Origin of the sequence: Aliikangiella coralliicola (assembly GCF_007004725.1) — a bacterium.
Classification (GTDB): Bacteria; Pseudomonadota; Gammaproteobacteria; order Enterobacterales; family Kangiellaceae; genus Aliikangiella; species Aliikangiella coralliicola.
Map to the genome: position 1 here is coordinate 33,005 of NZ_ML660173.1, position 22,183 is coordinate 55,187.

General features: G+C 39.0%; 15 protein-coding genes. 13 read left to right on the forward strand and 2 right to left on the reverse strand.

Annotation, left to right across the window (positions count from 1 at the left end; all coding sequences use genetic code 11):
- Positions 1-55 precede the first annotated feature (55 nt).
- The 11 genes from FLL46_RS26015 to FLL46_RS26065 all read left to right on the forward strand — a co-directional run bounded on the left by FLL46_RS26015 (position 56) and on the right by FLL46_RS26065 (position 16,529).
- On the forward strand, positions 56-2,140 hold the full coding sequence (locus FLL46_RS26015; RefSeq protein WP_142935222.1) for a TerD family protein: 2,085 nt from the start codon (positions 56-58) through the stop codon (positions 2,138-2,140).
- Between the two features lie 79 nt (positions 2,141-2,219).
- Positions 2,220-2,789 carry a 3'-5' exonuclease gene (locus FLL46_RS26020; RefSeq protein ID WP_142935224.1) on the forward strand — a complete coding sequence of 190 codons (570 nt, stop codon included), beginning with the start codon at positions 2,220-2,222 and terminating at the stop codon, positions 2,787-2,789.
- A gap of 179 nt (positions 2,790-2,968) precedes the next feature.
- Positions 2,969-3,643 (forward strand): RNA ligase family protein, encoded by a 675-nt coding sequence (locus FLL46_RS26025; RefSeq protein ID WP_142935226.1) that lies wholly within the window; start codon positions 2,969-2,971, stop codon positions 3,641-3,643.
- Entirely contained in the window at positions 3,630-4,913 is a 1,284-nt protein-coding gene (locus tag FLL46_RS26030; RefSeq protein ID WP_142935228.1) for an AAA family ATPase, read from the forward strand. Before FLL46_RS26025 ends, FLL46_RS26030 begins: the two co-directional genes overlap by 14 nt.
- A 10-nt stretch (positions 4,914-4,923) precedes the next feature.
- On the forward strand, positions 4,924-5,661 hold the full coding sequence (locus FLL46_RS26035; protein WP_168204325.1) for an RNA ligase family protein: 738 nt from the start codon (positions 4,924-4,926) through the stop codon (positions 5,659-5,661).
- A gap of 23 nt (positions 5,662-5,684) precedes the next feature.
- Complete coding sequence (locus FLL46_RS26040; RefSeq protein WP_142935232.1) at positions 5,685-9,014, forward strand: hypothetical protein; 3,330 nt, start codon at positions 5,685-5,687, stop codon at positions 9,012-9,014.
- Positions 9,015-9,468: 454 nt separating this feature from the next.
- Positions 9,469-11,169, forward strand: a complete 1,701-nt coding sequence (locus FLL46_RS26045; RefSeq protein WP_142935234.1) for a molecular chaperone HscC — start codon at positions 9,469-9,471, stop codon at positions 11,167-11,169.
- Positions 11,166-13,109: a J domain-containing protein gene (locus tag FLL46_RS26050; RefSeq protein ID WP_142935236.1), complete on the forward strand. Its 1,944-nt coding sequence runs from the start codon at positions 11,166-11,168 to the stop codon at positions 13,107-13,109. The genes FLL46_RS26045 and FLL46_RS26050 overlap by 4 nt, the downstream gene beginning before the upstream one ends.
- A 335-nt stretch (positions 13,110-13,444) precedes the next feature.
- Complete coding sequence (locus FLL46_RS26055; RefSeq protein WP_142935238.1) at positions 13,445-13,813, forward strand: hypothetical protein; 369 nt, start codon at positions 13,445-13,447, stop codon at positions 13,811-13,813.
- Between the two features lie 9 nt (positions 13,814-13,822).
- A complete protein-coding gene (locus FLL46_RS26060; RefSeq protein ID WP_142935240.1) occupies positions 13,823-14,653 on the forward strand; it encodes a hypothetical protein in 831 nt (276 codons plus the stop codon).
- A gap of 13 nt (positions 14,654-14,666) precedes the next feature.
- Positions 14,667-16,529, forward strand: coding sequence for a radical SAM protein (locus tag FLL46_RS26065; RefSeq protein WP_142935242.1), 1,863 nt, complete (start codon positions 14,667-14,669; stop codon positions 16,527-16,529).
- A 17-nt stretch (positions 16,530-16,546) separates the two neighbouring features.
- Here the strand turns inward: FLL46_RS26065 and FLL46_RS26070 are convergent, their stop codons facing one another.
- Positions 16,547-18,175 carry an ABC transporter substrate binding protein gene (locus FLL46_RS26070; RefSeq protein WP_142935244.1) on the reverse strand — a complete coding sequence of 543 codons (1,629 nt, stop codon included), beginning with the start codon at positions 18,173-18,175 and terminating at the stop codon, positions 16,547-16,549.
- 476 nt (positions 18,176-18,651) lie between these two features.
- Positions 18,652-19,494 (reverse strand): PhzF family phenazine biosynthesis protein, encoded by an 843-nt coding sequence (locus tag FLL46_RS26075; RefSeq protein ID WP_142935245.1) that lies wholly within the window; start codon positions 19,492-19,494, stop codon positions 18,652-18,654.
- A gap of 126 nt (positions 19,495-19,620) precedes the next feature.
- Between FLL46_RS26075 and FLL46_RS26080 the strand changes: the two genes are divergently transcribed.
- Together FLL46_RS26080 and FLL46_RS27980 are read left to right on the forward strand one after the other, a co-directional pair.
- Positions 19,621-20,496 (forward strand): LysR family transcriptional regulator, encoded by an 876-nt coding sequence (locus FLL46_RS26080; RefSeq protein WP_142935247.1) that lies wholly within the window; start codon positions 19,621-19,623, stop codon positions 20,494-20,496.
- A 1,216-nt stretch (positions 20,497-21,712) separates the two neighbouring features.
- Complete coding sequence (locus tag FLL46_RS27980) at positions 21,713-21,814, forward strand: MbtH family NRPS accessory protein (protein WP_210418827.1); 102 nt, start codon at positions 21,713-21,715, stop codon at positions 21,812-21,814.
- Positions 21,815-22,183 lie beyond the last annotated feature (369 nt).

The window sequence follows — 22,183 nt, forward strand, 5'->3', positions numbered from 1 at the left end:
ATCTACCGATTAGCGCTGCCAATCTCTTGTGAAGTAATTAAAGGAATTGATAAAAATGACATTAACAAAAAATAGAATTGCACTGAAAAAATTAGACGCATTAGTACTTGAGCATGATGAAAGTACTGAACTTAATCAAAAGCAAAGAAGCACCAATAAGATACTAGTTTCAACGCTGAATGCGGAAATGATGCGTTTAGGATATGTGATGAGTGAGTCGTTGTTTAGCGCGGCTCTGCAATTAGGATATGAGCGACTAGTGACATTATTTAATGAGGTCATTTCAATCTTAAAAAACTTAAAGGGCGATGATGTTGTTTATCAACCAATGTACCCTAACTTTCCGCAACAAGTAATTGATGCGGACGTTTTAGAGTTATACTTCAACGCGCTCATGCACTATTGGACATTCGGACATTGGAGCCCAGAATACGAAACGCTAAATCGGGAATTTCAATTAGAGTCGATTAAATATCGCCAGATCGATTTGGTGACCGACGAGAAGGTTGGTGCTCTTTTTACAACATTATTAAAATCGAGTGACTCATTATCCGAAGAAGATAAGTCGATTATTTCCTGGTTTATAGAAAATGTCGCAGATGAGAAATTAGCCTATCCAGAAGAAATTCCATTTAACGAAAATAAATGTGTTGTCGCTGGGTTACTACTTAAGCAGGGTAAAGATATTTCTCCATTGGTAAAGACTGCAACAGATGTATTACGTATCGTCACTTTTTTGTCGGAAGGAGACGTTTCTCTAGCAAATAACACTAAGTTTGTATCATTACCGAGAAGCACTCGTAAAAAATTGGTGGGGGCGCTTGAGCGAGTGATTAGTGAAGAAGATATTGGACGCCATCGTCGCAAGTGGGTGAAGTTGTTTCATAATCTTCATGTTGGAGATTATTCAAATAAAGTTTTTAAAATAGCGTCAAAAGCACGTAACAACGAAACGCTTAAGAGCTTTTATGGATATCTTGAACACTATTTTGAAACGCACAATATTGAAGCGTTGCTTCGCATATTAGTTACACGGCCTGGCGAATTTGGTCGTCGACTTGATCAGGTATTGAGAATTGCGTCCGCTGAACAGCAGAAGCAAATTGTGGGAGCGTTCTTAAGCGTTATCGATAAAATTCCGACAAGGAATTTGTGCCAGCTTCTAGGGCATATGAATTGTCGAAACAACGGAGATGGTAAGCGAGTCGTTTTCCCTAAAGGAGTAGTTCAAAAAGCGGTGGTGATCGATAGCGTTAATCACCACCTTGCCGGGTCTGTTAAAAAGCAGATTATTATGGGAATTCAAAATTGCTTAGTCGAGCGTTTTTCTCGACAAGAAGCGTTAGGTAAAGTCTGGATTGATCCTGATTTAATGGGTTGCCCTTTACCTACGCAACAGCGAAGCGCGTCTGAAGGGCTATTTAATGTGGCACGTGGCACGCAATTACCAATTGGCGATAAAGATACCTTGCGTTTTTTTATTTATTGGAAGGGGCAGGATATTGATTTAAGCGCTAGTTTTCATGACGCAGAATTCAATCTGATTGAATATGTTAGTTATACTCATCTGCGTTCATCGGCGTTTAAAGCCTATCATAGTGGAGATATAACCCGTGCGCCAAAGGGAGCTTGCGAATTTATCGATATCACGTTGGACGCTGCAGTTAAAAAAGGTGCGAGATATTTAGCTATGAATGTGATGGTTTATTCAGGACCGACATTTGCTAATCATGAAGTTTGTTATGCTGGTTGGATGTCGCGTTCTGCACCGAACAGCAATGAAGTTTTCGATGCTGCGACTGTTGAGCAAAAGATCGATGTTAATGGGAATTGCAGAAATGTTATTCCAATTATGTTCGACTTGGTGACCAGGAAAGCTATCTGGGTTGATTTGGCAACATCAAGAAGAACTGGTTGGGGAGGCAATAATGTTGAGTCCAACGCCGCATCAATCGAAGAAAAACTGGAAGCGATAGTGCATAGCAGAAATAAACTATCTTTGTATGAATTGTTCGAGCTGCATGTTTTTGGGCGAGGTGAGTTAGTAGACTCCGTGGAGAAAGCTGACACTGTTTTCTCGCTTGAAGCAGGTGTTACTCCATTTCATATCAATGAGATAAATGCGGAGTTCTTAAAATAAACAGAGAAATAAGGGCGGATTATTTGCCCTTGTTTTTCTCATTTTTATATTTAGTGTTACTTGGGAAGAAATAAATAAGATGGAAACTGAATTAGAAAATTATCAATACCATTTGATCGTCGATCTTGAAGCTACTTGTTGTGATAAAGGTTCTGTTCCTAGGCATGAAATGGAAACAATCGAGATTGGGGCCGTGATGGTCGATGCTGAAGAGTTAACGGTGATTGATGAGTTTATGACGTTTATAAAGCCTGTAAGGCATCCGAAGTTGACGGTGTTTTGCAGCGAGCTAACGAGCATTACCCAATGGCAAGTCGATAGAGCACCACTCTACCCTGAAGCGACAAAGTTATTTAAAGAGTGGCTGTATCAATATCAAAACTTTGTTTTTTGTTCATGGGGTGATTACGACAAAAAACAATTGGAACAAGATAGCCGTTATCACCGCACTGCTTTCCCGATAGGTGCAGCGCATGTGAATATTAAAAAATTGTTTTCGATCACACAAGGTTTAAAAAAGAGGCTTGGAATGGCTGGTGCTTTGAAAATGGTTGGACTTGAACTTAAAGGGACTCATCATCGTGGCATTGACGATGCTAGAAATATGGCTAGGTTAATGCCTTATATTATTGGGAAAGATAGGATTTAATTAAACTGCTATTAGTGGAGAAATAGTGCTTTCCAAGTTAAGAATTTATTTTAAGGAGTGAAAGGAAACCTTTCATAAAGAGTCATGTAATACCTACATCTTAATAATCATTAGAAAACTGAGCCTTATCTCACTTGATGTAGGCTCGCGCACATTTAGAAATTTAAGGAGTAGGAATAATGAATACTCGATATAAGTATCCGCGTACGCCTCACTTGCCTTGGTCTCCGGGAGCAACAAAAGATGACACGCGTTGCGTTACCACTGACATTTTTGTTGATAAGAAAATTGTCATTACTGAGAAAATGGATGGCGAAAATACAACGCTTTATAACGATCATACCCATGCTCGTTCAGTCGATAGTCGCCATCATTCGTCAAGAAACTGGATCAAGCGTCTTCATGCCGCTATAGCTCATGAAATACCTGGAAACTGGCGGATTTGCGGTGAGAATTTGTATGCGCAACATTCAATTGTTTATGAACAATTGAGTAGTTACTTTTACGGTTTCTCTATCTGGAATGAGGAGAACTTTTGCTTGAGCTGGACAGAAACCATGGAATGGTTTGAAGTGTTAGGTTTGACTGCGCCACCGGTGATTTATCGCGGTTTGTGGGATGAAAAACTGGTGCGCTCGATTAATGTCGATGTGAATTCCGTTGAGGGATATGTTGTCCGACTTGAAAATAAATTTCACTATGGTGACTTTGACAAAAGTGTCGCTAAATGGGTTCGTGGTGGGCACGTACAAACCGATAAACATTGGATGTACTCAGAAATCAAGACTAACGGTCTGGCATGCCCGAGCAAGACTGACAAAATAGATAAGGAGAAAGCAGATGAGAGTAAATAAAACTGCTGACTGGTTAGCTTCTCTGGCTCATGATGCAACGCCGGATATTAATGAGTGTATTGCATATTTAGGTAAATATATCGAGTGGCTCTATGACTTGAAAAATACACATCAGGATCCTGAGTGGCACGCTGAAGGAAATGTGCATATTCATACCGGCATGGTGTTAGTAGAGTTATATAAAACTTTAGGCCGCGAAGCGTCCCACATTCAAGGTGTTAAGAGACAAGCGCTAATATTAGCTGCGCTGCTACATGATATTGGAAAAACGGTTCGGACAAAAGAAGTCGAAATTAATGGTGTGGTTCGAATTGCTTGTCCTCAGCATGAAGCGATCGGACGATCTTATTTGGCTTTCAAGCTAATGGAGTTGGATCTTCCTTTTTATGCTATCTGGACTGTGCTAGGTCTTGTTGGTGAACACCATATGCCAAAACTATTGGTAGTGAAAAACAAAACTAAAGGAGATTACCTCTCCCTTTCAAGGAGAGCTGATGTTGAGTTGCTTTACTGGTTAGAAGTCGCTGATATGAGAGGAAGGATATGCTCCGATCTTTCGACTCAACTTGACTACCTCGATGAGTTTAGAATGTTTGCTGAAGAGTACGATGTATGGGGGAAAACTCACAATTTGAAAAGTGAACTGTTGAATTTATTCGCCAATGAAAACGAAAGTGAAAAGGCTTATATTTATTCACGGGCGCTCTATGAAATAGAGAAGGAGATTATTTCTTTGCCGGTTGAGGCGATGGCGAGATCATTTACACATAAGGCTAGGTACTCAAACTTAATTGTCTTATGCGGCCCAAGCGGTTCAGGGAAGTCGACTTGGGTTCAACGAAATTGCGAAGACTTCACCTTAATTTCGTTAGATAAAATTCGCGAGGAGATAAATGGCTGTCGTGCTAACCAGAAAAGTAAAGGCCAGGTACTACAGTTGGCGAAGGAGAGACTAAAAGCTTGTTTGAGAAATAAGCAAAATGTCGTTTGGGATGCAACTAACCTACGTTCTGATTTTCGTAAAATACTCTGTGATTTCGGTCGAGACTATAACGCGTTAGTAACGCTGGTAGTGTTTTTACAACCGGAAGGTGAACTCTTTCGAAATAATGATAGTCGAGATTTTTCGGTTCCTGAAAAAGTACTAAAAAAACAACTAATGGACTTTCAGTTTCCACTTGTAAATGAGGCTCATCAATTGTGTATCGTTGATGGCAAGGGAGCTATTTTACATCGTTCTGGTTATTTAGAATTTGATAATGAAATATAGGAGTATGGATATGTTTATCAAGTGTCCTAAAACCCTACATATTGAAGAAGTAGTGAGTTCTGATATCTGTCTACTCAGTCTCGCAAGGGAAGCAAAAGCGGGTGATAAGTTACATATGATTGTTGAAGAGAAAATGGATGGGAGTCAGGTTGGAATCAGTTTTGGAAATAGCGGTGAGCTTAAGATTCAGTCTAGAGGGGCTTATGTTTCTTCCGAACCCGAGTTTTCATTATTAAAACAATGGGCTTGGCAACATTATGCCGCCTTGTTTAGTTGCCTGAGCAATCGTTATATTCTTTTTGGTGAATGGCTTTTCGCAAAACATACTATGTACTATGACTTACTCCCTGATTACTTCATGGAATTCGATATTTTTGATCGAAGGAAAGGTGTATTTTTGAGTACCAATTCTCGGCAGGAAATTCTAAAAGAAACTGAGTTTATCTCATCGGTTAGAGTGATTGGACGGTATTTGAAACCTACTTTGAGAATGCTGAAAGACTTGATAGGAGCATCCGCTTTTATATCAGAGAGAAAAGTTAATCAACTTAAGGGATCTGAATTGAGAGAAACTGATATTACTGGTCTGATGGAGGGGCTGTATTTAAAAGTTGAGAACGACGCAGCTGTGCTCGGACGATATAAATTAATTCGACCAGAATTTATTGAGAAGATTGTTACGAGCGGAAGTCATTGGAAGAGCCGGGATGTAAAGGTTAATCAGCTAAAACCGGTTGAGAGTAATTAAATCACTTTAAAACTAGAAATTTTATGAAACCTGAAAACCTTAAAGCGATTAATAAATATAAAGGAGAAGCTCGAGTTAAAACATTGATTCGAGCGCATCTTTATTGGTTAAGTGGTTTTCCTTATTTAAGGGAGGGAAATGTTTATTGGTGTTGTCCATACTTGCCTGACTTAGACAAACAGAAAATCACTATTACTGCAAAGATGATCAGTAAAGCTCATCGCATTATCAACGAGTTGCGTCGAGATTATCCTGCTGCGCTTCCTCGTGTTATTGGAGACTCTACAGAGTGGGAAAGAAGATGTAAGACATATTTGGGTTTGACTAAGGCGCTTATTGCTAATTCCGATAAGGCTGAAATCGAGTCACTTTTTGAACTTGATGATAGTTTTCATGCAAAGTTGAGCAAGCGTTTTAATCAAAATGTCTTGAATAGCGAATTAGGCAGGGCTGTATCATGGATGCACTTTATCAACCGCACTCCGTTGACAGCGTCATTAGAGTTTATTTTTGAACTTATCAATAATTTACCCAGCCAGCATAGGCCTGATATTGTGTTAGCCAGTAAGCTATGTCACATTTATGTCTTAGATGGAGCTAAGGCGCTGGCGTATCTCCGCCTTCACTTTAACCCTCATGGCGTTTCTACTGTGACCAAAGATGGTCCTGCTTACATTACGCCTTTCATTCAGTATCGATACAAACCTAAAAAGAAAAAACTCTTCAGTTTCCCAATAAAACCTGAAGATAATACTTCTCAACTTATACTCAAAAGTGTTGATTGGTTATTAGCGCTAAATAGCAATAGAAGAAAGAGAGCTTTATTGCTATTTGAAAACATTGAACTTGATAAAACGATCAGTAAGTACCTGCTGTGGTGGCAGGGCGTCGACCAGTTAACTGGGAAAATTTCAAACCTTATCAATTATCCAAATATTAATAAGAGTGCTTTTCTAGCGGAACTACAAGATGCTTTGGAATCTTATCGAACGCGGTTTCCCGGTAGTTTCGATATATCGGGTATATTTTCAATTATTCAGGAATTTAGCCAAAGTCCAGATATTAGTGGATCAATTAATCAGTTTTTTCGAAGCTACTCAAAGCTTGAAAAAAATAAGTATTTGAATGTCTTATTTTTATTTCATTTTAAACAGTGCTTCCGCGAAAGTGAAAAAAGCGAAAAGTACTTTTCGCACTATGTTAGTTGTTTGGCAAAATATCTTGATAGTGCGAAAAACACCGCTGCACTAGAACCTTGGAGCGATCTTGAAAGTAGTTATTGGTTGAGTAGTGAAAGCTATATCTTTGAAAACCTTAATATGTCGAATTTTAGTGACTTCTTCGACCTCTTATTGCGCATTTATTTGAAAGATAGTGGAAAAGTTTCTAAAGACTGGATGCGAGGGATATCACTAATTGTTGCCGCAAATTTTTCAATTGATAAAGCTTATGAATTAACAACCTACTTGATTCAAGTCGAAAAAATTGATGAGGTCTCCAGGATAACGCTTAAGATTGCTAAAGAACAGAAGCTGAGTTTAGGTAAAGTTAGTAAGCTTATCGATATCTGGAATAAGCTTGATGAAGAATATACTGATGACGATACGCTTGAAGTGATTTATGAGACATTTATCAGTATCGGTGCCTCTGAACTATTTATTAATCTTGTTTTTTCAGAACATATTTCGCTATTGCGACGCTGTAGTAATCAGATAAGAATTATTAAAAAAATACATGGTTTTACCCAGGTTCCTTGCTTCCCATTGGATCTGGCAGGGGATTTGACTCTAGATATTGAAGATTCATGGTTAAATCAATATCCAGAAGAGTTTCATTCCAACCTTACTTTATTAAACCACTTATCTGGCTCCGCTGAAAAAAAAGCCAGAAAAATATTTTTATCAACCTGGTGGCCAAGGGAATTTATTAAGTCTGAGTTGAAGAAGTTAAAGTCCCACTCTCAAAGCTACAGTCAACATGCAAATTCGACTATTCAAAATCGAATTCTCAGTCTCGAAAATAAACTAAAAAGCCACAAAACTGCCAGTTGTGCCATGAAAGAGAAAATTCAAGGAAAGCTGATAGAGCGAATTAAAAAAGAGCAGTTTAGAAGTTGGCGAAGTGAACTCGATCATCAATTTAAGATTAGTTGGAATAAGTTTTTAGACGCCGACAACGAACAATTGCCAGATTGGTTGTTCTGCGAAGAAATGATTCATTACCTTTTACCAATAATGGATTTTAATGCTGGCTCTAAAACCTTGGCGAAATACGTTATCAAGCACCGAGCAACAACCACTGACTGGCAATTCACAACCCATCCAAAAAACGAGACATTTTTACGCAATCTTGAACAAGAGGGATTTAACCGTGGTGCTTGGCTCTGCGGAATAGGACCTAAAAATTACCAGTCTAAATCATCAAATCAGATTTGTATTGACGTCGTTGAGGATCCCTTGGAAATCTTGAATATGGGCGGTCATTTTAAGACGTGTTTAAGCCCGGGAAGTTTCAACTACTTTTCCGTATTTGCGAATATTGCCGATATAAACAAAAGGGTAATATACGGAAAGAATACCGACGGAAAAGTTATCGGTCGAGTATTAGTTGGATTATTACCGTCGGGTGGTATGACGGTGTTTAATATTTATTGTCATCATTCTGATGATGAGTTTCATACAAAAGTGATGGAATATATTCAATCATGGGCTGAGTTTGCGGGCTTTACGCTAACCGATCAAGGATATATTCCTAAGCTCGTAGCGGCCGAGTGGTATGATGACGGTGCGATTGATGTCGGTAACAATATCAAATGTTTGAAAGATGGTTCTGAATTTCGGAGGCAACTTGCCCAAATGAACGAGAGTACATTTGAAAATGAGTTAACAGAGGCGCTAAGCCCGCTTCCAATTAATGAGTTAACTTACCCATTGATAATTAACCTGCCAGAAGTTAAAAAATGTCCCCAGCTGATTCCTGCGTTGATCAAGATTGCGAGAAAAATAACTCGGCTAAGCGAGCATGACAAAATCAAGCTATTTTATATGGCAGATGACAACAATGCAGGTGAACAATTTTATCAGGCTTTTCGCCGAGATTTAATGTGCGGTTTAATGGCGTCGATTCGTCGAGAAAAATGGTTTAACCCTGAACTTGGGTATCGTGTCGCTTCTTATAATCCTTCAGATGCTTTAAAAGTGGTTAAGAAGCTTGGAAATACCTGGACAGGTAACTGGCGAAACAACTTATATCCGGCGACAGCAAGGGTGGCCGTTAAGTCACTCAATAAGCTTGGTAGAGAACATCAGGCGAGGCAAATTGCAGAGCAGTACAAAATTGAAAATTGTTCTTAATCTGAAGAATTTTGTGATGTCAGACGTGAAAATATGGTTAATAAGCAACCAATAATGTATGATTAACCAGCTCGACTGTATTGGATAGGGAAGAGGTCGTTTTTTGGGGAGCCTGGGAGATTGTTAGCCTGTTATCGCAGTGAAAAATGAGTTGAAACATAAATTTTTCACTCGCTAATCTGCTAAGCAGCAACTAGTTTGTTAGACAATAGTTAATTTGTTAGACAATAATTATAATTGCCTTAATACCCAACTCTGGGTTCGCAAGAATTAAAATTTCAAGTGTTCATACTCCTTTAGACCCATACACTGACTAGACCTGTATACCGACAAAAACCGTTAATGAAGATAACGCATATTTTACGTGCGCTCGTTTTTGAGTAAATTGTTTAGAAGAACTTATTTAGAAGAACTTATTGAGAAGAACCCATTTAGAAAGTATTTAGAGAAGAAAATGACACATATAGGAATCGATTTAGGAACAACCAATAGTCTAATTGCATACTGGGATGGAGAAAAACCTCAGTTAATTCCTAATGCGCTCGGCGATGTAATAACGCCGTCAGCGGTTAGCATTGATGAGGATGGCCAAATATTAATTGGGAAGACAGCACAAGAGAGAATGATCTCTCATCCAGAATCGAGCGTGGCTGGCTTCAAACGAAAAATGGGTACTAAGAGTCGGATTAAACTCGGCAAAAAGGAATTTACAGCTGAAGAGCTGTCATCGTTAGTGCTTCGTCAACTTAAACAAGACGCTGAGGCATTCTTAGGTGCGCCGGTAACTGAAGCGGTGATCAGTGTTCCTGCCTATTTTAATGATGCCCAGCGCAGGGCGACTAAAGTTGCTGGAGAGCTAGCTGGGTTGAAGGTAGAGAGGTTAATTAATGAACCAACTGCCGCTGCAGTTGCTTATGGGGTCCACGATCGTGAACAGGAAAGTCACTTTCTCGTTGTTGACCTTGGCGGCGGTACTTTTGATGTATCGGTACTTGAACTTTTTGAAGGGGTTATGGAAGTTCATGCTTCGGCTGGAGATAACTTTCTGGGCGGAGATGACTTTACCAATGAGATAGCCAGTTCGTTTTTGAGAAAACACAATTTAAAGGCTAAACAGCTCGATAAAGCTTCGATTAATCAACTTAAAAAACTTGCTCAGAAAGCGAAGCATGCGTTGTCGAGCAATGATGAATACAACCTCAAAATCACCTTAAAGGGTCAAGATTATGAGCTGCTGTTAACCAGAGATAGTCTGGAGAAAATTCTGTCTGAACTTACCGGTCGCCTGAAAGCTCCGATAGAACGCGCTATCAGAGACAGTAATATCAGACCTGGCGAACTTGATGACGTTTTGTTGGTTGGCGGTGCTACTCGGATGCCGCTTATTCGCTCACTAATTGGTCGAATTTTCAGACGCCTTCCCGCCTGTACAATCGATCCGGATCAAGTTGTTGCTCTAGGTGCGGCCGTTCAAGCGGCACTAAAGTCACGTCACAAGGCATTAAAAGATATTGTTATGACTGACATCTGTCCATATACATTGGGAGTCGAAATTGCGCAGCAGGTATCAGCGAACCAACATCAATCGGGATACTTTTTGCCGGTAATCGATAGAAATACCACTATTCCGGTCAGTAAAGTTCAAACTTTATGCACTATCGCCAATAATCAAAAGGTAATCGATTGCTCTGTTTATCAGGGGGAAAGTCGGCTAGTTAAAAATAATATCAAGCTAGGAAACATTGAAGTGAAAGTTCCTAAAAATAAAGCTGGTGAAGAATCTGTCGATATTCGCTTTACCTATGATATTAACGGTATTTTAGAGGTCAGTGTTAAAGTGGTTTCTACTGGTGAAGTCAAACGAACTATTATCAAAAGCGAAGAGTGCAGTCTGAGTGAGAAAGAAATAGAAGAGAGTCTAAAAAAGCTAGAAAAGTTAAAGATTCACCCAAGAGACCAGGCCGAAAATCGACTGAGCTTGGCAAAAGCAGAAAGGCTTTTTGAGGAGTCTTTGGGTGATAAAAGAGATTATGTTGCTTCACTGATTGCACAATTTGAAGCGACGCTAAATTCTCAGGATTTAGCGAAAATCTCCTCGCACAAAGCTGAGTTCGACGAGGAGATTAGCGCACTTGAAGAGGATGTCTTCGCATGAATTGTTGGCAGGTTTTACAAATAGAACCAACCAACAATAAAAAGGATATCAAGCGAGCTTATTCGAAACTTTTGAAAGTGACCCATCCGGAAGATGATCCAGAGTCATTTCAAATATTATCTGAATCGTATAAATCGGCACTTTCAATGGCAGAGTTTGTGGATGAGGATTCGATAGAAAGTGAGATGGTAGAAGACGAGGTGGGTTCTGCTAATAACTCAGAATTTACCAATATTGATGGTTCTAATTTCGACGAAGGGATTTCCGATGGTTTTGAATGGAGTCCGCAAGAATATGAGGTTGATAGCCAAACTAACAAAGGTAATACGAATGAAAAGGAGTCAGTTCAAAATACCTTCATGCAAAGTGATAGCGAGGGCTGGACAGAGGATGGAAGCTGGAGTAACAGCGAAATTATTGTTCAGTCGAGCGAGGATGTTGCCGAAAATCAAGAGACAAGTATTTACGAATTTATTGAATACTTTTTAGAAGAAATTGATAAGCTTTGCCGAACGAAAAAGAAGAGAAATAATCTCGATTTATGGCGAGAGCTGTTTGAGGACGAGCGACTTGATGACATAGAAGCAAAGGAAATTCTTCGCTTCAGAGTGTTTCACTATTTCAGCAATATTTTAGATAGCGAATTTAAAAATTATTCAAATCCACCAATAAAGCCAAACATTGTTAAACGGGTGAGCGAGTTTTTCGGCTGGCGAGAAGATGAGATCAGTTTAACCTATCACTATCAAACCCACCAAATTGACAATGTGATGACTTATGCGTACGGGTTAGCGGCGAGTCCGAAGACTGAAGTTATAGAGGAAAGAAAGTCTTCAGGTTCAGGTGGGTATTGGTTATTTTGGATTATTGCAGTGTTTGTTTTACCTAAAGTTTTCAGCGCCTTATTTAAAGACACTGAACGTCCAAAAGAGGAGCCATATTATAAGCGAGCGCCGCTGAAGGAAAAGTCCTTTAGTTCATTGTCTAATTTTGAAAATTGCCAACTAATTTTAAGTGAGTACCATGAGTTATCGGCTGTCCTCAGATGTATTCAATCAGCTACTTCGGGGAATGTGAAGGCGCTGGAAATTTTGGGTATCAAGAATTTGTTCTCAATCGCCAGCGATAATAGTCATCAAGCTGGAATTGATTACTTAACAAGCGCAGCTGAAAAGGGCAGTGTTGTGGCCGAGTTGATTTTAGGATTTGAGTATCAATATTCGCTTTCAACGGACAAGGACATTGAAAAAGCAAAGTATTGGCTGAGCAAGGCGTTGTCTCAAGGTCATAAAAATGCACCGATGATGCTCGCCAGTGCGATATTACTCAATGATAAAATGACCGCTGATGAAGTCGAGCAACTTCTTTCGAAAGAAATTGAAGAGCGCGATCAAAGAGCATTCAACTTGCTTGCGATGGCTAATCTTTTTGGGATTGGTATGAATGAAAATTTACCTGAGTCGCTGAAGTGGTTTGAAGAACTCGCCACGGCAGGTGATATCGAACAAGTTAATGAAGTCGCGTGGTTTTTGGCTACGTCTGATATTCCACAGTTAAATGGTTCAAATGCAGCAATGAACTATGCTGACTATTTCTTAATTCCAGAGCCGACAACTAATCCTCGGTATGTCGATACACTGGCTGCAATTTATGCCGCTTCGGGAGATTTTGCCAAGGCTTATGTGACGCAGCTCAATGCAATAATTCATTTGAAACAATCGGCGTCTGAAGATTTAACTAATGCAGCGCTTGATGAAGAAATAACCGACTACGAGTCGCGGTCGAAGCTGTATTTGAAGCAGGAACGGTATCTTCAAAAGTTTAATGAAGGTGACGCTAGAAAAATGTTTGAGCGGCTCCAGTACGCTTTAGTCCGTGAGGAGATTGTTAAACTCGTTGGTGAAAAAAACGCCAAGGGATTAAACTTGAATATTAACTAGTACAGAAGTCAACGATCAAAATTTGATCATGGCGTCGCAGGCTACGTGTTTATTGAGCTGTGATCATCTATAAAATGTTTACTGACAGATTTATCCACAGGAATTGTGGGTATCTCTATAATTTTAACAAGGGATAGAAATTCCCGAATGATAGTAAAGTTACTAGCATCCAAAAACATGGAATAAGATGTTCGGTAACACGTTTTGTTGCCGTTCTGTTTATGGTTTGCCTTCCTGAATATTGGGAGGCTGTTAGAAACTATTAACCATATCAGGTAATCTGGTTTTGGCGAATTATCTGAGTGAAACAAACTTTGAGAAGGTAGGAGAAAAATATGGAGGCCATCACTAAACAGGTTGAATTGCTGTTAGACAGAATTGGGCAAAGTAGCAAAAGAAGTGAGCTTCGGGCTTCTATTTTAGATTTTTTCCGGGAAGAGAGTGCTAAAAAGCAGGTCGTTTATAAGCGAGGAACGTTATATTTTTATACCGCAGGGATGATCAATAATGCTCTGCCTACAGCCAGTCAGGAGGAAAATAGCGCAATTTACGTTTTCGATGGTTGCAAAGTAACCAAAGAAAACCCTCAAAAGTATGTCGGTAGCGGGCTGTTTGCTGCGTCAGGCGTGTCGGGATCCTGGTCTAGTAATAACAACAACAATAATAACAATAACAACAATAATAACGGAAACAACAACGGATAGGGGAGTAGAATGGGATTTGTCTATGCTGTTGCAGCGTTATGTAGCTTTCTTATGCTTTACTTGCTGATTAAAAGTCTAGCTGGATTAAAAACTATTTCTAAGACAAAAAAAGGGTTATCTAAAGCCGAGCAGTTGTCGGAGCAATCAAGTATCGGCGATTATATTTATTTTTATGGTCGTTTGTCGACACCGCCAACCAAAGCGCCAATTAATAAAAAAACTTGCGGGTATTGGGGGCTGATCATAAAAGCTGTATTCACAACAAGGCGAAAAAAACCAAACAAAGGCCTGCAAACTCACCGCCCAGCTATTCTCAAGGCAAGTTCAGAAGATTTTCCATTTATGGTGTCAAATGGTGTTATGTGTGCTCAAATGACATTTAGGTCTCACTTAGGACTTATAGTTAACTCAGATAAAGATACGGTAAAATCGAACTCGCCGCCAAAGATTGAAGAGCAAGTCTCCGTCAAACCTGAAATTTGGAAAGCTAAATATCAATCATATGAGTCGACCATATTTTCTCTTCCCAAAAACTGTCAACTGACTATTTGGGGCAAGATTCTCAAGAAAACAAACAGCGGCTTTTTACTGGGTGATACGAAGGAAAGCACCAAGCCACCACTGATTTTTAACGGAACACGTGGTGAGTTTTTGAGCAAAATGGCGAATCAAACAAAGTTAACAATTTTATTAGTTTTTCTAATTTTGGGAGGACTTGTCGCTATTTGGGGATGGGGGCGTACAGCATTTGAGGCAGGTCAATTCGTGACATTGTCAGTGGTTATTGCGGCGTCTGTATTCATATTTGGGCAATATATAAAGTCGCTTGCTAAGAAATAAGGTTGATTATTGAATGACTTTTGCTAACACACAGACAGAGCCAGGTAAATTTATCCATCTGTTATATGCGCCAACGAATTTTTGCAATATGGGGTGCAAATATTGTTATCTTGGAACAGGTACTGACGAATTGACCCAAAAAGATAAAATTGTCAGTACGCTCAAGTTTACTTTGAGCCAGTTTTTAAAAGATAATACGTTGCCGTTTAACTTATCGTTTCATGGTGGGGAAGCTACAGCAATACCTAAGACAATACTTCGGCAGCTCCTCCAGGTCGCTAGTGAGCATTATCAGAAATATGGCGCAACGATAAAGCAATTTGGATATCCGCTTAACCCGATTCATATTAAAACGAATTTATATAATTTTGATCAGTTATATGATTTATTTACGGAATACCAGGTCAGTGTGAGTGCGAGCGTCGACTTACCTTTAAAACTTCATGAAAAGTACCGTACAGACAAAAAAGGAAAAAGCACGCTCGCAAAAATAACTTCCAATCTTAAGTTGCTGGCAGAGTACCCTTATCACAAAAAAATTTCGTGTGTCGTGACACAGGAACACCTCAAGTACTTAGATGAGTTCATTGCTGACATTAAATTTATTCATCAAGACATTGGTCTAGATATGACTAAGTTCAACGTGATGTTTTCATTCGATAGCGAAAAAAATACTGAAAAATTTAGCGAGCAATATCCCGGAACTGAAATGTTGACTCAAGAGCAACAGGTGTTTTTTTATCAAACTCTTAAAAAGGCATTTAAGGGAAGTTCGCTAGAATTAGGCTTTAAAGAGCATTGGTTTAAAGAGTTTACACCTGAGTTTTGTTGTAGCGCAGTGAATTGTGGAGATAAGTTTTTTTTACTACAAAGTAACGGAGATGTGTTTGCCTGCCCAAGAGGTCAGTCGTCGCGCAAATTTTTCTATGGAAACGTATTTCAGGAGTCTGTCTCGTCAATACAAAACAATGGTTGGCAAACCATAGAATCAATCGAAAACACATTGGATGCCGACGAAGAATGCTTTAGTTGCCACTACATTCCCTATTGCAATCAAGGCTGTGTTTTTGTGAGAGAGCAGACGGGTTTGAAAAAAAGCTATACTTGCAAGCTTCAAAAAGAAATCTATAAAGATAACCCTGAGCGCTATCCAGCCTATTCTGATGATTACGTTAAAAACTATGCTAAAGAGTATAAATATAGAAATAACTTGAAGAGTTTCAAAGCGCACGAAATTGAGACGTTAAAAACAACCAATGTCACACCGGAACTGGAGTTAGAAAATAATTCTTTGGCTGCTCTGGTGAAAGAAGATTCCATATTGTCGTCGATTTACGATGACACCCTGATTTCCCTCGAAGTTGATGGTGTTGATTTTCAACTCAGAAGTCCTGTCCTCAGCAATATTGCCGATATTATTGCTATGGACTCAAATAGTTCGGCGGTATTAAAAGTTCATCACAATATTTTTGATATTAATTGTAAAGAACCTGTAACTAATACATTGCACATTATGCTGTTGAGAAATACGATGGTAAGTTATGGAGATGAAAAAAGAGAGAAGCAAGAACATATAGCAGACTACAGCATATATACCAATAGTCTTATCTCGCAATCTGAAAAAGTTGAAGATTTCTATCATTTCGATTTACGGCCATTTTTCAGTCAACATAGAGGATTATTTTTAGATGGTGTGAGAAATAACCTGTTTGTTACTACGCGGAAAATGCGAGAGTATCATTATGAAAAACAAAAAAAGAATGCATTTTATCATATTCAGGCAATCAATCTTCCGTTTCCATATGTTGAGTTTTACTGGAAAGATGTTCCCGTTGAGTTGATTGATGTGAAAACGTTCTATCCAGAAAAAGATTGATATAAAAAATACGACAGTTAAGCACTCGATGCTTTTGTCGAATTCACGCACACAACGCGATTTCTACCAAGACTTTTTGCTTGATAAACGGCTTCATCTGCGCGTTTTAGTAGCTGTTCAAATGTTTCTCCATCGGGAGCTAGTTGTGCAATTCCAATGCTGATAGTCACAGCAATTCCATTGGGTTTTAATGCTTCAACCATCTTTCGAATAGACTGTGCTTTTTCTTCGGCCTCTTCTGCATTGCAATGGTCTAGTAAAATAACAAATTCTTCGCCACCTATTCTGGCAATAACATCTTCGAATCGGTTTTGCTCATTCAGTAGCTTTGCGAGTTTTTGCAATACAATATCACCAACAGGATGACCGTGAGTGTCATTAATAGTTTTAAAGTGATCGAGGTCTAGTACGAGTAAACACAAGGATGTTTGATGTCGGTTGGCTTCCGATAATTTATGGCTAGCCATTTCCTGTAAATAGTATCGATTATATAATCCGGTCAATTGATCATGCATCGCCATACCTTCATATTTATCTCTTTTTCTTTTTAATAGCATGGTGGTAACAAGAAATATTATTGTGGTAACAAGTAGCAAAGTAATAGCTGAATAAATCAAAATGTAACTTTTGTATTGTTCGTAAAAACTCTTTGGTCTGTTTAGGATTATATAAGGTCTCGGTATTTTCTCTGCCGAAAGTTGAAAGCGTTGCATCACATTAAAATCAAAGATATTGATCAACGGACTCCCGGTTACAGGTATGCTTTCTATTGATTGACCTTGCAATATATTTAAAGCGATCTTAGCTGCAGTTTCGCCTTGATAATTTGGGCTTGTTATTTTTCCGCCCACCACGCCTTGTCCAACAACATCCCACACACAATAGGTAGGAAACTGGCTCGCCTCGCTAACAAGTCTGACACTTTCTTCGCTTGACAGAGTTGTACCTGAAGGCGTTCTTAAATAAATTGCCCACAGTACCAGTGTGTTTTCAGATAAATTGGTAAGCGAGCGCTGCAGTTCCTCAGGCGTTAGGTTGTGCATATAGTTTATGTTTACTTGGTTAGCGAATTTCTGCTCAGCTTTTTCAATGAGTTTTTTAAAAATATAACCCGAGCGAGTTTCATCGGTAATCGCGTTGATTGTTTTCGTACCTGGATGCAGCTTTAGCATTAGTTCTATGGTCCCGGCTACGTCATAAGATTCATAAACGCCGGTGAAATTTTTTTGCCCTTGCAATCTGTCTTGCGAAAAAGCATTTAAACCTGAGAATATAACCGGTGTTTCTGGGAACAAGTCGTCTCGGTACTTGAGCAAAAAATCGAGAGCATGATCGTCTGAGGAAATGATTGCATCGAATTTCACGAACTGATATTTAGTCGCATAAAGATCTCTTAGCTGTTTGAAATAAAACGGACCGGATCGTCGCTTCGTGTCCATATAATTGATAAATAGCTCGATGTCATTTTGTTCATCAAATACTGACTTAATACCGGCCATTATTCGGTCTGTCCAATGAAACCCTTGATGATAGGCGTGAAGAACCAAAACGCGTTTTTTTGTTTCATTTGCAAGTAAGCTTTGATTCAGAAACAAACTGATAAAAAATACAGTGTTTAAAAATATAAGCTTACTACCTGGTTTCATTAAGTGGTTACTTCCCGATTATATAAACGAGTTATTAAAACTTGGCTTATATTCTTATCGAATTGATTTACTTGAATTTATGCTACTTGCTGTTAACAAATAATTCATCAATTACCAATAATCAGAATTGATAATTCTTTCGGTTTTTTTATCTCGAACTTTGGTTAATTATAGAACATAAGATTTCCTTTTGAGATATAAATAAAAGACGCAAGAGAGCCAAACATGATTTTTAATGTTACATGGGATTGAGGGGATATTGATTGAGCTTTAGTTGTGATTGCATCTATATTTGAATTTTTTAAGCGATGAAATTTGAAAAGAAATTAGGCGAGATTGTCAGAGAATGTATTACTCTGACTCTATTAATTTGTAATCGGAACTAAAGTTAGATTTCCCCTGTTTGTTCTCATTCAGCAAATGGTTGGTATTTCGTTGAGTACAGGGGATTGTTTGATATCTTTAGAGAAAAGAAATCATTCCGGTAGCTGGACCGCAGAACCTGCTACGGTAATTCCACCTCCGGCAGGAATGGTTACTTTCAATTGGCTGGGCCTGCCCATTACTTCGCCTTGAAGAATATTAATTTCTGCAGGCGCTTCGATCAGGTTTGCCTCTCGTAAATAACCGCCGAGCGCTGCCGCGGCTGCACCGGTTGCTGAATCTTCGACAACACCGCCCACAGGAAATGGATTGCGCGAGTGGAATAATCGAGTATTTTCGCGCCAGACCAGCTGTAGGGTGGTTAGTTCATCTTGCAACATGATAGTTTTTAGTTTTTCAAAATCATATTGCAAATCATCTAACCGTTTTTTCGATTTTACTGCCAGTACAAGGTGCCAAACGCCGCCAAATGCTCTTGCCGGAGGGATCAATGGATCCAATTCGTTTTCTTCCCAGCCAAGGGCTGCCATAGCATCTTTTACCAGAGATTGCGGTGCGTGCATATACCTTGGTTCAACAGAAGTTAAGGATGCGCTAGTTATACCGTCACTTGTTGCGACAGTGACAGGGATATCCCCAACTTTGGTTTCAAATAAATAGGTTCCATCTCCACTTTCTTGTCCGATAGCAACGCCAGTTGCGATGGTGGCATGTCCACAAAAGGGGACTTCGGCTTCTGGGCTGTAATAACGTACGGTTCTATTTTTTCCTGACGAGGGGGCAACAAATGCTGTTTCCGAAAATCCGACTTCGGCAGCAATACGCTGCATTTCATCCTGGTCTGGGAGCGACTCTCCAACCCACACGCCGGCAGGATTTCCACCTTCGGGATTGTTAGTGAATGCCGTTAGGCGTTTTAGCGAACTAGATTTCATGAATTTTTCCTGAGTAGTTGGTCAGTCATGTCGATAAGATAGCTTGTTCTTAATTGTGCGTAAATAATCTATTATAATCATCATATGTTCAAAAATGTGCATTAGAAGAAATTTAGGAAAATTGAAATGATAAACTGGAACGACCTTAAATATTTTTTAGTTTTGTCCAGAGAGGGCACTGTCAGCGCCGCTGGAAGAGTGCTTGGCGTGAAGCACATGACGGTGGCTCGTCGCATTCAAGCATTAGAGCAAAGTTTGGGAACCCGCTTATTTGACCGGACCAGGAACGGATACTCTATGACGCAAGCCGCGGAAAATTTACTCGATCTCGTGACATCAATGGAAGAAAAAGTTGGCAGCATTGATCGCCAGGCCGCAAACCTTGATTCTGCTTTAGCCGGGCCGCTTAAATTGACAGTCGCATTTGAGTTAGCAAATCGATTAATCATTCCTGATATCGGCGAATTTTGCCATCGTTTTCCGAATATTGATATGCAGCTTTTGATGACCAAGGACTTAGTTGATTTAGTGGCGATGGAAGCCGATCTCGCGATTCGAATGACGCCAAACCCGCCTGAATATTTAGTTGGTCGAGAAATTATGAAATTACGACATGGAATATATGCCTCTCAATCGATGCTGGAAAACATTTCTAAAAACGTAAAAGTCATTTTATTCCAGAGCGAAGTTTCATCACCCCAGTGGGTGAAAGAACATTTTAAAAATGCAAAGGTATCTGTTCGAGTGGATGATGTTGGATCGATGGCTGTCGCCGCGGCCAGCGGTTTAGGATTAGCTAAGTTGCCATGTTTTATCGGAGATACTCAGCCAGGACTATTCAGATTAGACAGAGATATCGGCACTTCAAACTGGGGTGTTTGGGTTTTAAACCATGTTGATTTACGAGCAACAGCGAGAGTCAGGGCTTGTAAGGAATATTTGATGGGGCTGTTGGAAAGTAAACGGTCGCTTATTCAGGGAGAAAATTCGAGGTATGCTTGAACTGGTCTGGACGTACTCCGCTGGAAGCTATCTCTACTGCCACCAAAAAATGTGGCAAAGTTGATGAAAGATAAGTGGGGCACACTTTTGCTGAAAAGGCTCGTCGATATTGTTCTTGTAGAAGGTCACTCAGACAAAAATATTTCAGACACAAGAAACTGGTTATGAAAAAAGGTAAATTGATAAGAGTTAAATCAAGTCGTTCGAACAGTCTCTTGAGAATCTATAGATAATAATCTTCCGACTTTACAGAACGTTAATTTTCGTTAGCACATTGATGCTGGACATGGGCTTCGCTAAAAAACTAATCGCCTATCTGGTAGATTTCTCGTCCTGTCAAAGAGCCTGACATTCAGTTCCACTTAGAACAAAAATTGTATAGCTATGCACGTATCAGAAAGATAAAGCTCCGAGTCAATGTCATGAATTGTCGTATGAGATACCTTGCTTGAATTTAGATATGTAGGTAAGTTGCAACCAATTCGATAAGTCTTAATTGAGCTCAATAAAGAATTGGCTATTGCGCCAAAAAGTTTTGTGTTCGACAAAAAAAAATCTCTTTTCGAAATGTATTTTGATGTTCAAAAAGTTGTCACTTCGAACTGAATGTTGCGTTACTGATGATTTCAAAAATAGATTTTTTCTGAAAATATATTTGAATCGAATTGCTATTTGTTTAAAAAAACTCAAATTGAAATTTAATTTAAATGTTCTTGTAATTATGTATCTCTTATGTGAGATTTTTTGCAAAAAAAAATATTGTTTTTAATTTCTGAGATAGAAATGTGTAGCGCGAGATGTTATACATGAACCTGTATAAAATATAAAACAAAAAGTAAATGCTGGGGGCGGCATTTTTTGTTTTTAGCGATTGATTCTAGGCGATCGCGTTCACAATAAAACGGTGAGTTTTCTCATCGCATCTTCACGTATTTTCAAATGTTGTTTGATGTATTTGAGTGTTGTTTGATGTATTTGAATATTGTTTGATATTTTCGAATGCCATTCGACATATTCGAATGTCGTTTAATATTTTCAATTTTCCAAAATCATATGGAATAAAAAAAGCCTTTTGGGAGAGGCATAAAAATATGGACGATTTAATACCGTTGGGGAGCGGTTACCTTAGGGCGGTAGCGTGCCTTCATCTGAAGTCAATCAAATCAAACAAAATTTAATCACAATTCAATGAGTTATCATTACTAAGATCGAGGATATGGACGAAGCTAATCGAACTTATAATGTTGTCACTTATGGAGAAGCACAATACTCTAATTGGTTAGCTGATAGGAAAAATGCTTTAGGCTGGAGGAACTAAGGAGCTTCAGGAGCTAAAGCGGAATGCCTTGCACAATATTGACAATATCTGGATTGATATACGCCCTCTAAGTTTACGCAAACACTTGGAATAAATGTCACAAAAAATAAACAAGTGAAGGAATAAGCACGCTATGGAGGCTATAAAACGATAGCTTAGTGAAGGTCTTATTGAACAGGAATTTATGCTAACTCAAACTAAGGAACTATGAATCTTTATGTCGTAAAAAACTAACTCTCAAGTAACTAGTTAATGCGATAAGTCTTTGTCGTCAGTTTCTAGAAAGAACTAAAAACCTAATCGATACTAACTTCGAGTTTTGAAAAAATCATGACAAGAAGTGACGGGATTGTTGCATCTCAATTTTGG

Bases quoted from the DNA above. Each gene is read 5' to 3' on its own strand.
- FLL46_RS26015 (WP_142935222.1), top strand. From the start codon at position 56: ATGACATTAACAAAAAATAGAATTGCACTGAAAAAATTAGACGCATTA.
- FLL46_RS26020 (WP_142935224.1), top strand. From the start codon at position 2,220: ATGGAAACTGAATTAGAAAATTATCAATACCATTTGATCGTCGATCTT.
- FLL46_RS26025 (WP_142935226.1), top strand. From the start codon at position 2,969: ATGAATACTCGATATAAGTATCCGCGTACGCCTCACTTGCCTTGGTCT.
- FLL46_RS26030 (WP_142935228.1), top strand. From the start codon at position 3,630: ATGAGAGTAAATAAAACTGCTGACTGGTTAGCTTCTCTGGCTCATGAT.
- FLL46_RS26035 (WP_168204325.1), top strand. From the start codon at position 4,924: ATGTTTATCAAGTGTCCTAAAACCCTACATATTGAAGAAGTAGTGAGT.
- FLL46_RS26040 (WP_142935232.1), top strand. From the start codon at position 5,685: ATGAAACCTGAAAACCTTAAAGCGATTAATAAATATAAAGGAGAAGCT.
- FLL46_RS26045 (WP_142935234.1), top strand. From the start codon at position 9,469: ATGACACATATAGGAATCGATTTAGGAACAACCAATAGTCTAATTGCA.
- FLL46_RS26050 (WP_142935236.1), top strand. From the start codon at position 11,166: ATGAATTGTTGGCAGGTTTTACAAATAGAACCAACCAACAATAAAAAG.
- FLL46_RS26055 (WP_142935238.1), top strand. From the start codon at position 13,445: ATGGAGGCCATCACTAAACAGGTTGAATTGCTGTTAGACAGAATTGGG.
- FLL46_RS26060 (WP_142935240.1), top strand. From the start codon at position 13,823: ATGGGATTTGTCTATGCTGTTGCAGCGTTATGTAGCTTTCTTATGCTT.
- FLL46_RS26065 (WP_142935242.1), top strand. From the start codon at position 14,667: ATGACTTTTGCTAACACACAGACAGAGCCAGGTAAATTTATCCATCTG.
- FLL46_RS26070 (WP_142935244.1), bottom strand. From the start codon at position 18,175: ATGAAACCAGGTAGTAAGCTTATATTTTTAAACACTGTATTTTTTATC.
- FLL46_RS26075 (WP_142935245.1), bottom strand. From the start codon at position 19,494: ATGAAATCTAGTTCGCTAAAACGCCTAACGGCATTCACTAACAATCCC.
- FLL46_RS26080 (WP_142935247.1), top strand. From the start codon at position 19,621: ATGATAAACTGGAACGACCTTAAATATTTTTTAGTTTTGTCCAGAGAG.
- FLL46_RS27980 (WP_210418827.1), top strand. From the start codon at position 21,713: ATGGACGAAGCTAATCGAACTTATAATGTTGTCACTTATGGAGAAGCA.